The following is an 11,242-nucleotide window of genomic DNA, read 5'->3' on the forward strand; positions in this document are numbered from 1 at the left end:
CTACCGCTCTGGACCAATGTGCTCTCGATCCTTGCGCAACCGGCAGGCTCCGCGGCTGCGGCCGGCTGTCGCGTAGTGTTAATGCATCGCGGTCTTGACAGGCGGCGTATGCAGTCGATGGAACTTCACGGCGGCGGACTGGGTTTGAGGGTCGGATTCGAACGATCGAGTGCGGCCAACATTTTGTACGCAGTGAAGAGCCGAAGTAAGTTCCTCGGATTCGGGGGCGGCCTCAAGTATGCTGGTAGAGCTTGCGCGACCTGCTGCTCGGCAGAGAGGCCCAACCGCGCGGAGGCCGCGCAAGCCCGATTAGCGTTTCCAGCGTGATCCTGAGAAGATTGCGTCGCTCCGCCTAGGCGTTAGCGCCTGCAGCTTGCAAGCGCTCGGATTCGATGCGAGCCTTTAGGTTATTCAGATAATCCTCCGCGTAGGACTGGGCCACCGAAACCGGCAGGTTGATGCCGGCCGTCGCGGCTTCTTGAATTGCCTGCTTCACCAAGCCTTCTCGCATTGCAAATTTGACCTCAGGTCCGGCGATGCAGCCCACGGCCTGTGCCGCAAGGCTCAGCCCGGCTTCTTCCAGCGCTTGCTTTATGTTGCCCCCACTGATGGCTGTGTGAAGAAGATTTGCAGCTTGCGCCTCGGCTTCGAGCACCATTGACGCCAGATCGGCCAGTTCACCCAAGCCTGGAATGAAGCCAAGTACACCGACTGCTGTCGCGGCCCAGTCGAATATTTTAGAGCCAACTTTGAGCACGTCATTAAGTGCGTGCATGAAGGCACCACCGTTCTTTTTGGGAGACTTGATGTCGGGCTGGTCTGCCGCGCCCATCGTCATGTCCGCGACCGCGTCCTGCTCGGCAGGCGTTCGGACGGCATGCGTCTTCACTTGGTGAGCGGTGCGGTTCGCACCCGACATGTTGTTGAAGAACTGATTGAAGTCGGTGTTGCTGATGTTGCCGGAATCGACCGTATGACCGCCGCCGAAGTCGAAGAACTTATGGTGGGTTTTGTAGCCTGTAATCGCGTTGTTCATCAACCCGAACAACACAGGATCGGAGAGCAGCTGGGAGGCCGCCTTTCGCACGTTGGGCGGGAGGCTCTTATCATCGACCATGCTCGCCAGTTTTTCTCGGGTCAGATCACCCTTTCCGAAGAAAGCGTTTTGGTTCTTGCTGATCGTATTAAGCGTATCGAGCTCGGCTTGCGAGAGATTCATCGATGATGAAGCAACCTGCAGGAAGTCCTCTTTGTGGACCTTGTCTATCGAGCCGCCGTACAAGTGCTTCCATTCATCCGGGTGGTCGAGGAAGTATTGAGCGGCCGCGAGGACCTGTGGCGGGCATTTGCCGGTTTTAGCTTCGCCATCGACGATCCGCTTGAAATCCGCAAGGCTCAGGTTCTTAGGCAGGTTGTCGGAATACCGATAGAGCTCGCGCAATGCATCGGTCTGGGTCATAACCGATGGCGCGCCATTCCGGGTGCCGTCGGAAGGGATGTAGTTTTGCGTATAGCTCTTTGCCCGCTGCTCCTGGAAAGCAGCAACCTGAGGGTGGTGATCGGAGAAGCCGGAGAGATCGCCTGCTTTGATCTTCCCGCCGCAGCGGCCGTCACCTTGCGAGCCTATCGCATAGAAAAGCTCTGGGTCCAGTTGCAGAGCCTCGATCGCCGCCTTTAGATCCGGCGGTGTGGAGGGATCGTTGGCCAAATCTCCAAGAGATTTCCAATCCAGCGGGCATTTGTCTTTGTGTCGGTTCAGCACCGACACAATCTGCAGCTCGGCATCAGTCAGCGTGCCGCTGTTCCACGTGATCCTGGAGCTTTGTACGGGTGCCTCTGCAATCTTCGGGGCGCTCGCAGCGGAGGAGGACTCCGCGGAGGATGGCTCTGGGGCCTGCTGACATGCGTCGAGTGCGGCCTTGATCTCCGGCGGGAGGATGTTCCGCACTTCCTGCGTGAGTTCCTCCGTCAGCTGCTTGGCCGAGTCTGCAGCCGGCGGATCCTGTGGAGTGGAACGGGCATCGGCATTGTCTTTCAACGAGAAACTAGCCAGCATCGCCTCGAAGTTTGAAAGATCCCGCGCCGATGAGGGCCCGGGGGCCAGCCCGGACAAACTCGAGCTGGCGGTTAGCGATAGGTTGTTGACTGACATTATACGTCCTCTGATTTGAGATCGCACCACAAGCCGGTCATGTGGCGCAGCCCGAGAATCGCGACGAACAACGAGCAAGAAATGTCGATAGGCTTCGATGGCTCCTACCACTCGCTTCCGATTGCTCAGTGCGCCCCCAGCGCTCAGTTCCGCTACAATCTATAGGCACATCGCCGTCTAGATATTCACGCCACATGGTAGGTTCGATTAGCTTTCCAAAAGCTGACGGCGCTCAGAGGTTTCACAACGAGACGCGCAATGATGGTGTGAGAGGCGGTGATGGGTTCTCGATATCGGAATCGGCTTACTGGTTATGCTCGATCGCTCGCCTCCGGGCCAACTAGGTCGAATTAGCGAGGCCGAGTCTGCCGCTCTGCGGATGGTCACGTGCGCTGATTCGTGAAACAACGTCGCAGGTCTCCGCAGCATCTTATAGTGAAATCACCCACGCGTAGCGACCTCGCGCCCGACGAGAGTGTTGGCGCTTGCGTAGATGCTCGAAAAAGCCGACGGTATTGTGCGGAGCCTATTGCCCCGAGCGGATCGAAGCTCAGCTGCGCTCGGCATTCTTCATGTCAACATGCTTAGCCGCTTGGCGAGTGTTCGCTCGAACCTACAGGCCAAAGGGAAGGGTCCAGCGACGGTTTGAGACGAATAAGACCTTCTTCTCGCCATTCCGCCGTGTGAGGCACACCCAGGATGGTGAACGTTGTTGTCCGGACACCCCTGGTAGGTTTGAGATCGCGGCTTCTTAGCATTTCGATCTGAGCGGGCGTAGCGGTTTGGCCAGTGAAGACCCAGTCGTCCTTGGCGCGACGACCGTTCGCCATGGCGAACTCTCCAATTTCCGGCGGAGCAACCCTGCGTGCAACGTGGCCCAGCTTGAGACCGTCCAGCGTGAGGTGACCCGGCCCGCATGAGCCAAGGCTCAAGATCTTGCCAAACTCCGAGATCGGAGGCGTCCGCGCGGTGTTGAGCGATCTGCTGTTGGGAATTGGACCGGGCACCGCCGCTCAATGATGGCTCGACACGCAATGATCTGCCTCCGAGTTCCTGCTAAACTAGGTCCTGGCTGTAATCGAGTATTTCATGCAATGCCATTAGTTCACGCTCAAACTCCCTTGGACCGGCGGGCGATGAGGACGAGTGGGACGCTGGGCTGTTGTCCGCCCGGCTTAGCGCGTTGAAGTCCATCCTGTTCCTCCTTTTGGACAACGGAGTGGCTTTCATTCTTATGCGACGAAGCTCATTTGCATGACGCACTTCGTGGAGTTGTTCAAAAGCTCGCATGAGGCGCTAAAGTGGCTAAACACGCTCACCGATGCTGCTGGCTAGAATTCTGCTTCGCATCCGTGGCTCCGGTTTGGACGTTTATTGCGCCACCCTGCGGCACCGGCCATCTACACATCCGCGCTCTGACAATGGCAGCAGTAGCTTTCGAAAAGCTGACAGAGGGCATAAGCAGACGCATTGCATCTCTTCCAGGCCATCTGTTGTCATCAAGTCATTTCTTACCTGCATCGAGTGTGTGGACCACGCCGTCTTGATGTGATGCCTCCGGCGAAGGAGCGTCATTCGGTCGTCCTTCGCGAACGACCACGCTGGAGGATCCCCGAAACAGCATCAAAACCGACTCGTGCGGCGGCTTTTCGGCACCGCTCGGGTTTCGCCGTGCCTGTGCCTCCGCCGCAAGTCCTTTCACTGTTTGCTCCACAAGCGCGACAAAGCGGGGTGGACCAGAGGCGAAGACGAGGCCATCTCCCGGTACGGGTCTCACGATGTAACGCTCGTCGGAGATGTTGAGCGCATCGAGTGCCGCCTTGAACGCATCAAAGCTGACTGGACTCAAGACCAAAAGGCGGCTTTGCGCCTCATGCGCATCGGATACGTAGAGCACCAGCCCATCGTAGTACCATTGAAGATTGTAGAGATTAATCAACCGTTCGAGGAACTCTCGCGGTGGGAGATCCGGCATTCGCCCGCGAATCCGCCCCTTCACCCCGGTGCTGACATTGACCCTGATGTTTAGGTTGTTGCCAAATTCCTGCAGTGCGGCCGCGAGGTCCTGATCCAGAACTGTGTAACTGTAAGGCGTCGATGGCAGCGCCAGGGGCGCGCCGAGCGCCTCGACGACGCCAAAGCAAATGAAAACACCAGCATAGAGAACTTTCGTCAAGATGTGCAGCCTTGTGGATGGGATGAGCATTCCTGCTATTTTGCACTTGAGAACAAGCACCGGAATTCGTCCCAAAATGTGGAAGCCGAGTCTTCGTCCCAAATTGGAAGCTAACCGTGATCATTAGATGACAGATGCTCGTCAGTTTTTGGTCAGCTTGCTTCTCTAAGGTGCGGCCCATTCGTGCGAACGAACGGCTCATCTCACCACGTGACAGAAATGATTTCCTCCATGTTGTTTGGCGTTACGTCGATCTCTGCCAACTCCGTCGAGTGTGCCTCCAGCGGCTGTTCGCCGGCACACGCTCAGTTTGTTGAGAGTCTTGCGCAGGCGGCCTCGAACCAAGGTGTCGCCTCTTCTGTGACCGAGCACGCGCCAGCTCCATCGCTGCCGGAAGTGCAGCGCGCAGTGGCGCCGGCGAGCCCGCTAGGCGATCGCGTCCTTCAGAGCATTTCTGCTATCCACCAGGGCAAACCATTTCCGTCGGGTGCAGTTTCGCCGGCGCTCGTCGGCCAGCCTGATCCTACCAAGAGTCTGCAGCTTGGGCCGGCCGCGCAACCGGTCTTGCGTGTGCAGCAAGTGGAGGTGCATCCAGTGGGCAAACCGGAGGGTGCGGATCATTTCGACTCGGCGCTGACGAATCTGCGGGATGTTTACAACGGCGTCATCCAGGTTTCGCTCATCTCAAAGGGGACAGGTGCTGTCAGTTCTTCTCTGAATAAGCTTCTATCGGCGGGCTGAGTGGGCCGTTGGCTGTCTTGACGAAACACAAGATCGGTAATGGCCGGCCCGCAAGAAAGCGGCTTGATGCTCTCGTTCTGTTGCTGCTTTTGCTGACCCTCGCCGGCTGCAAAGCTGATCTGTATACCAAAGTTCAGGAGCGTGAAGCCAACGAGATGCTTGGGCTGCTCCTGAGCAAGGGCGTCGATGCCATCCGTGTCGTCGGTAAGGATGGGACCAGCACAATTCAGGTGGAAGAAAGGCAGCTCGCCTACTCAATCGAGCTGCTGAATGACCATGGCTTGCCGCGCCAATCCTTCAAGAGCCTTGGTGAGGTGTTCAAGGGGGCGGGCCTCGTTGCCTCTCCGGTTGAGGAGCGAGCCCGCTACGTCTATGCTCTCAGTGAAGAATTGTCGCGCACGATCAACGATATCGATGGGGTTCTCTCCGCCCGTGTTCATGTCGTTCTGCCGAAGAATGATCTTTTGCGACAGGATGCAACCCCGTCCTCGGCGTCGGTTTTCATTCGACACGCCTCCAACGCGAAGCTCTCAGCCTTGCTGCCGCAGATCAAGATGCTCGTCGCCAATAGCATCGAAGGTCTATCTTACGACAAGGTGGCGGTCGTGTTCGTGCCGGTTGAGCGAGCTCAGCATGAGGTCTCCGTTGTGCCAGCGGCAGCTTCCGCCGAACCAACGAAATTCATCGCAAGTCACATTGCGATCGGTGCAGGAGGTGCGCTCGCCGCGTTGGGCATTCTATCTTACGTGCTGCTGAGCACACGTGGGCGACAGCTTCGTCAATCTTGGCGCAAAGTGACAAATTTCGGCAGAGGTGCCAGCAAGCCAGCGGTTCAGTCCGCCGGCAAAAAACTGTCCTCCGATCCGAAATAGGCGGCAAGCATGTCCGTATCGATGGCATCCACTGACCCAAATCATTCACTCAACCCGCATTCCGATCGCCTGCGCGAGCTTGCCGCTTTGATTCATCCCGGCCGGTTTGCCGGCCATCTTGATGGGCTCCTGTCGGCCGCCACAGTGCTGCAGCTGCAGAAGACTCCGAGACTGCAGCAAAGACTGGTCGAATTGCTAATGGGCAGTGAGCTGGTCTCGCACGGAACCGACTGGGGTAGGGACGTTCTGCTAGGGCATGATCCGCGTCGGGCGGCCCTGCTCGCCGGCAGTATCTGGCATGCCCGTTCGGTGCTCAAGCTTGTGTCAAAGCACGATGTAGCGATTCTGATCGAAAATATTGGTGCGGAAGCTCATGCTTTCGCAATCCGACACTTATCCAGCGCCGTCGCAACTACATCGATTGACGATCCGCAGAAGCTCGCGAGCCAGATTGAACATGACGGATGTGCCTGCCTTGGTGCTTGGCTCAAGGACGCAACAGAGCTTGACCGTGTGCGCGTTCTTTTCCGCTTACCTGTGGGGACCACCGCCGAATCCCCAGCAGCCGAACACCACAATTCAGCGGGTCAGTTACTGTCTTTGGTGGTGGCCCACTTGGCCACGGAGGAGCCAGCGGCATGACGGCCAACGAAACAGTCTTGCCAGATAGCCCGCGGATACGGCCGCTTGGTCCGCTCATACCAGCCGCGGAACTTGGTATCTGGTACGATGCGGTGCAGACGCGCGCGTTAGCCGAGCGATATCTGCGGCAGGTTCGCAGTTGGGCAAGGAAAGCCTATCAGCAGGAGCGGGAGCGCGGCCATTGCGAAGGTCTTAGGTCAGGCTCGGACGAAATGGCACAGCTAATCGCCCGAGCTGCTTCCGATGTGGCCCGGCGAAAAGCCGTTCTGCAACGGGAGTTGCCACAGCTCGTGATTGAGATATTGACCGATTTGTTGGGCTCCTTTGATCCGGGGGAGATGTTGGTAAGGACCGTTCGTCACGCCATCGAGCAAAGATATGGCAGCGCAGAAGTATGCCTTCACGTGTCTCCTGTGAATGCTGATGCACTAAGGCATGAATTCGTGACGTTCGATGGAACGGATAGTCGGCCGAAAGTCAGAATTGATCCGGACCCGGCCGTGGGGCCTGACCAGTGCGTTCTATGGAGTGAGTTCGGCAGTGTCGATTTAGGGCTTGCCGCGCAGCTGCGCACATTGCGTCTCAGCCTTAATCCATCTTCTCAGGAAAGCGCTCCGTGACGACGCAACGATCAGGCCATGATCAATCGGCCGGAGAAGGAGATGTGCATGCGGCGATAGCATCTCTAAGACTCGCAGCAAAGGATGTCGATACGCGTGCCGTGCGGGGACGGATCACGCGTGCGATCGGCACCTTGCTCCATGCCGTATTGCCGGGGGCCCGTGTTGGAGAACTTTGCCTGTTGCAGGATCACGCTTCTGGATGGTCACTTGAAGCGGAAGTCATCGGTTTGCTGCCGGACGGGGTTTTGCTGACGCCCATTGGCGATTTGGTAGGCTTGTCCCACCGGGCGGAAGTGCTCCCGACCGGGCGCATGCAGGAGGTGTCAGTCGGGCCCGACCTGCTCGGCCGCGTGATCGATAGCTTCGGCCGTCCACTCGATGGCAAGGGGCCGATAAAGACGGTCCACACGTATCCGCTCCGCGGCAAGGCGCCCAACCCGATGAGGCGGCGTGGCATCGAGCAGCCATTTCCCCTCGGCGTTCGCGTGCTGGATGGACTTCTGACGTGTGGCGAAGGTCAGCGGATCGGAATCTATGGAGATGCCGGTTGCGGTAAGTCGACGCTGATGTCGCAAATTGTAAAAGGCGCGGCCGCAGATGTTACCGTGGTTGCGCTCATAGGAGAGCGTGGACGCGAGGTGCGTGAATTCATCGAACGTCATATTGGAGATGCCCTTGCTCGCACGATCGTTGTCGTTGAGACATCCGATCGATCGGCAATGGAGCGGGCGCAATGCGCTCATATGGCGACCGCACTCGCCGAGTATTTTCGTGATCAAGGGCTGCAGGTCGTTCTGATGATGGATTCGCTGACGCGCTTTAGCCGAGCGATGCGCGAAATCGGCCTTGCCGCAGGAGAACCTCCTACCCGGCGCGGCTTTCCTCCTTCCGTCTTTGCGCTGCTGCCTGGTCTGTTGGAGCGTGCCGGTATGGGCGAGCGGGGCTCGATCACGGCATTCTATACCGTGCTTGTCGAAGGTGACGGCACGGGCGATCCGATCGCCGAAGAGTCGCGCGGCATTCTCGATGGTCATATCATTCTTTCGCGCGCGCTGGCCTCGCGGGAGCATTTTCCCGCCATCGACGTGCTGTCGAGCCGAAGTCGTGTCATGGATGCGGTCGCCTCTGGTCCACATCGCAAGGCGGCATCCGTCTTCCGCGATCTGCTCTCGCGCTACAATGAGGCTGAGTTCCTGATCAAGGTCGGTGAATACAAGCCGGGCAGCGATCCACTGACTGATCGGGCAATCGATTCAATCGAGGAACTGCGCGCATTCTTGCGCCAGGGACAGGACGAGCCGTCTAGCTTTGAGGAGACCGTTTCATGGATGTCGCGTCTGACGGCCTGAATCTCCTGCAAGCGTCGAAATTGCGGCTGGTGAAAGACATGAGAGAGCGAAGCGCGCTTCGTGAGTTGTCGAACATGGAAGCCAGGCGCCGAATTGCGGTCGAAGCGCTGCAGCGAGCGTCTGAGAATCTTGAGGGCGCGGAGAGTCGTCGCGCCAAGGTCGAAGCTGAACTTTATCAGGAGCTGGCGTCGCTCAAGACGATGTCCGTGACCGAGCTCGATCGTCGCTGTCAACTCGTCCTTGGGCGACTGGCAGCACAGATCGAATCGGCACGCCAGGCGCGTGAGCAGGCGCGCGTCGCGCATGAGCAGGCTCAGCGGTCAGTGAATGAGGCGCGGACCATATGGGCCAAGCGTTCGGCGGCGAGCCAGAAATGGGAGGAGATTGAGGGCGATGTCCAGCGCACTACCGCTGTCCGTTCGGAGTGTGCAGCCGAAATCGATGCCGACGACGAGGTTTTGCTCCGATATCAGGGTGGTTCGCGCAGCCAAGCGGTCGGTGGCTCGAACTGATGGCTCGTTCTCTTATAACGTCGCGAGCTGCGCCCGTGGAACCTGTCGGTAAATGCCGTGGGTGAACTTGTACTATTTCAGCCAGCGGTAAAGTTGTCGCATGGCGTGGTCTCGTGGCTCAACGAGGTCGCAGCACCACGCACGGTTCTGCAGAGCCGCCTTGGCGATAAGCCGCTATCGATCCGTATAAGCCGGCTTGTTTGGCAGGCCGAGCCATATGCCATGTCGATGCTCGACTGCGTATTTTGCGCCGGAGGCGAGACCGCTGTCTTGTCCTTGCCCCGCCTTCTCGTCGAGGCGCTGATTTCAATGGTCCAGTATGGCCTTACTTTACCTTCCGACCCAACCCGCTCGCTGCTTCTCGAACTTGCTCTGGAACCTTGGCTCGCTCGATTAGAGATCATGCTCGCGCTGAATTTGCAGCTGATCCGCATCGAAGACGCGACGGCCAAAGACCCCTATTTGGAGCTCGACGTTACTTTCGGACCGCTGGCGGCCGAGGCCCGCCTGTTCTTGTTCGCGCCACTTGACGGTCTGGTTCCGTCTGCGTTTCGTGCGTTAGGCGAGTTGATCGGCCAATTACCGCGAGACTTAGGCATGATTTCTTCGGAATTGCCGGTCGTGATTGCGAGAGAGATCGGCTCGCTGCGGGCGCCCGTCAGGCTTCTTCATCAAGCACAGCCCGGCGACGCACTGCTGCCGGACGTCATTCCATTTGCCCATGGCCAGCTCATCCTCGCTGCGGACAAGTTGTGGGCGCCGGCGCAGGTCGCGGGCGACAGACTTATCCTTCGGGGACCATTCCGCCTGCAGTCCCATCCTCTAAGGTATGCAAATATGACGATACGACCCCAAGCGGAGCAAGCAATCCCGCCCTCGGAAGCCGACATCGACAGTGTTGAGATCACGCTCGTGTTCGAATGCGGCCGCTGGCCCATCCCGCTGGGTACGTTGAGAAACATCAACGAGGGGCACGTGTTCGAGCTTGGCCGGCAGCTGGACGGTCCGGTCGACATTGTCGCCAACGGTCAATTGATCGGCCGCGGCGACATCGTACGTGTCGGTGAAGCGTTGGGCATCCGGTTACGTAGCAGGTTGGCGGTCAATGGTTGACATTCAACCGAGCATCCTTGCGCTTGTTGCGGCGACCGCCGGCCTTGGCCTGTTGACGTTCGCAGTCGTCACAACGACGGCGTTCATCAAGGTTTCCGTCGTTCTCTTCCTGATCCGCAACGCGCTCGGCACTCAGTCGATACCACCGAACATCGTTCTGTATGGCGCTGCATTGATCCTTACCGTGTTCATAGACGCCCCGGTATTCGAGCAAACATACAACCGCGTGACCGATATGCAACTTCGTTACCAAACCGCCGACGACTGGTTGACCGCCGCCAAGGAGGGCAGCGAGCCGCTGCGCGCCCATCTCAAGAAGTTCACCACTGAGGAGCAGCGCACGTTCTTCCTGTCGTCGACGGAACATATCTGGTCGGAGGAGATGCGCGGCAACGCAACAGCCGATGATTTTGCGATCCTGGTGCCGTCCTTTTTGATCTCGGAGCTTAAGCGTGCGTTTGAAATCGGCTTCCTTCTGTATCTTCCGTTCATCACAATTGACCTGATTGTGACGACAATTCTGATGGCCATGGGCATGTCAATGGTGTCACCAACAATGATATCCGTTCCTTTCAAGCTTTTTCTGTTCGTCACAATCGACGGCTGGTCACGGCTCATGCACGGGTTGGTCTTAAGCTACGCATCTCCGGGGAGTTGAGATGGACGAGGCCAGCATCCTCACCCACGTGAGCCGATCACTGGTCCTGTTCATGATCTGGGTTCTGCCGCCGCTCCTGGCAGCCCTCGTGGCCGGATTGGGTATCGGCATCGTGCAGGCAGCAACCCAGCTCCAGGATCAAACCTTGCCGCTTACCGTGAAGCTCCTCGTCGTCGTCGCCGTGCTCGTTCTGTTTGCTCCGGTGCTGAGCGCGCCGCTGATCGAGCAAGCCCAGCATATCTTCACTGAGTTCCCCGCGCTCACAGCGAGGTATTAGTGCGCGGAACGCACGGCTGTCTAAGTTTTTGCTATAGCGCGCGTTTGTCGGCGTTGATTGTGAACCACAAAAGGGCGAGTTCGTCAGCTTATCGAAAGCTAGCCCTACTAGCATGCGACGGATAAAT

At 58.2% G+C, this 11,242-nt stretch carries 11 protein-coding genes; 9 read left to right on the forward strand and 2 right to left on the reverse strand.

What is annotated here, in order from left to right; genetic code table 11:
* Positions 1 to 352 precede the first annotated feature (352 nt).
* Both GA0061098_RS12590 and GA0061098_RS12595 read right to left on the reverse strand, forming a co-directional pair.
* The gene (locus GA0061098_RS12590; protein ID WP_430649262.1) at positions 353 to 2,152 is read right to left on the reverse strand and encodes an HrpF/NolX family T3SS translocon protein; all 1,800 of its coding nucleotides are present in this window, start codon (positions 2,150 to 2,152) and stop codon (positions 353 to 355) included.
* A gap of 1,504 nt (positions 2,153 to 3,656) precedes the next feature.
* Positions 3,657 to 4,358 (reverse strand): secretin N-terminal domain-containing protein, encoded by a 702-nt coding sequence (locus GA0061098_RS12595; RefSeq protein WP_091956600.1) that lies wholly within the window; start codon positions 4,356 to 4,358, stop codon positions 3,657 to 3,659.
* 189 nt (positions 4,359 to 4,547) lie between these two features.
* On the opposite strand from GA0061098_RS12595, the gene GA0061098_RS44905 reads away from it, so the two are divergent.
* The 9 genes from GA0061098_RS44905 to GA0061098_RS12640 all read left to right on the forward strand — a co-directional run bounded on the left by GA0061098_RS44905 (position 4,548) and on the right by GA0061098_RS12640 (position 11,115).
* Positions 4,548 to 5,069 carry a nodulation protein NolB gene (locus GA0061098_RS44905; protein WP_245323248.1) on the forward strand — a complete coding sequence of 174 codons (522 nt, stop codon included), beginning with the start codon at positions 4,548 to 4,550 and terminating at the stop codon, positions 5,067 to 5,069.
* Positions 5,070 to 5,101: 32 nt separating this feature from the next.
* Positions 5,102 to 5,941 (forward strand): type III secretion system inner membrane ring lipoprotein SctJ, encoded by an 840-nt coding sequence (sctJ, locus tag GA0061098_RS12605; protein WP_091956662.1) that lies wholly within the window; start codon positions 5,102 to 5,104, stop codon positions 5,939 to 5,941.
* Positions 5,942 to 5,950: 9 nt separating this feature from the next.
* Positions 5,951 to 6,583, forward strand: a complete 633-nt coding sequence (locus GA0061098_RS12610) for a nodulation protein NolU (protein WP_165637314.1) — start codon at positions 5,951 to 5,953, stop codon at positions 6,581 to 6,583.
* Positions 6,580 to 7,203, forward strand: a complete 624-nt coding sequence (gene sctL / locus GA0061098_RS12615; protein WP_091956601.1) for a type III secretion system stator protein SctL — start codon at positions 6,580 to 6,582, stop codon at positions 7,201 to 7,203. The genes GA0061098_RS12610 and sctL overlap by 4 nt, the downstream gene beginning before the upstream one ends.
* Positions 7,200 to 8,555, forward strand: a complete 1,356-nt coding sequence (gene sctN, locus GA0061098_RS12620; protein WP_091956602.1) for a type III secretion system ATPase SctN — start codon at positions 7,200 to 7,202, stop codon at positions 8,553 to 8,555. Before sctL ends, sctN begins: the two co-directional genes overlap by 4 nt.
* The gene (locus GA0061098_RS12625) at positions 8,531 to 9,067 is read left to right on the forward strand and encodes a hypothetical protein (RefSeq protein WP_091956603.1); all 537 of its coding nucleotides are present in this window, start codon (positions 8,531 to 8,533) and stop codon (positions 9,065 to 9,067) included. Before sctN ends, GA0061098_RS12625 begins: the two co-directional genes overlap by 25 nt.
* Positions 9,068 to 9,289: 222 nt before the next feature.
* Complete coding sequence (gene sctQ / locus GA0061098_RS12630; protein ID WP_347337526.1) at positions 9,290 to 10,180, forward strand: type III secretion system cytoplasmic ring protein SctQ; 891 nt, start codon at positions 9,290 to 9,292, stop codon at positions 10,178 to 10,180.
* Positions 10,173 to 10,838 carry a type III secretion system export apparatus subunit SctR gene (gene sctR, locus GA0061098_RS12635; protein WP_091956605.1) on the forward strand — a complete coding sequence of 222 codons (666 nt, stop codon included), beginning with the start codon at positions 10,173 to 10,175 and terminating at the stop codon, positions 10,836 to 10,838. Before sctQ ends, sctR begins: the two co-directional genes overlap by 8 nt.
* Position 10,839: 1 nt before the next feature.
* Entirely contained in the window at positions 10,840 to 11,115 is a 276-nt protein-coding gene (locus GA0061098_RS12640) for an EscS/YscS/HrcS family type III secretion system export apparatus protein (protein WP_050403016.1), read from the forward strand.
* Positions 11,116 to 11,242 lie beyond the last annotated feature (127 nt).

The sequence above is a fragment of the Bradyrhizobium shewense genome (assembly GCF_900094605.1).
GTDB classification, from domain to species: domain Bacteria; phylum Pseudomonadota; class Alphaproteobacteria; order Rhizobiales; family Xanthobacteraceae; genus Bradyrhizobium; species Bradyrhizobium shewense.

Coding starts and splice junctions, on each gene's coding strand:
- GA0061098_RS12590 (WP_430649262.1), bottom strand. CDS start 2,152: ATGTCAGTCAACAACCTATCGCTAACCGCCAGCTCGAGTTTGTCCGGG.
- sctR (WP_091956605.1), top strand. CDS start 10,173: ATGGTTGACATTCAACCGAGCATCCTTGCGCTTGTTGCGGCGACCGCC.
- GA0061098_RS12610 (WP_165637314.1), top strand. CDS start 5,951: ATGTCCGTATCGATGGCATCCACTGACCCAAATCATTCACTCAACCCG.
- GA0061098_RS12595 (WP_091956600.1), bottom strand. CDS start 4,358: ATGCTCATCCCATCCACAAGGCTGCACATCTTGACGAAAGTTCTCTAT.
- GA0061098_RS12640 (WP_050403016.1), top strand. CDS start 10,840: ATGGACGAGGCCAGCATCCTCACCCACGTGAGCCGATCACTGGTCCTG.
- sctL (WP_091956601.1), top strand. CDS start 6,580: ATGACGGCCAACGAAACAGTCTTGCCAGATAGCCCGCGGATACGGCCG.
- sctQ (WP_347337526.1), top strand. CDS start 9,290: ATGTCGATGCTCGACTGCGTATTTTGCGCCGGAGGCGAGACCGCTGTC.
- GA0061098_RS44905 (WP_245323248.1), top strand. CDS start 4,548: ATGATTTCCTCCATGTTGTTTGGCGTTACGTCGATCTCTGCCAACTCC.
- GA0061098_RS12625 (WP_091956603.1), top strand. CDS start 8,531: ATGGATGTCGCGTCTGACGGCCTGAATCTCCTGCAAGCGTCGAAATTG.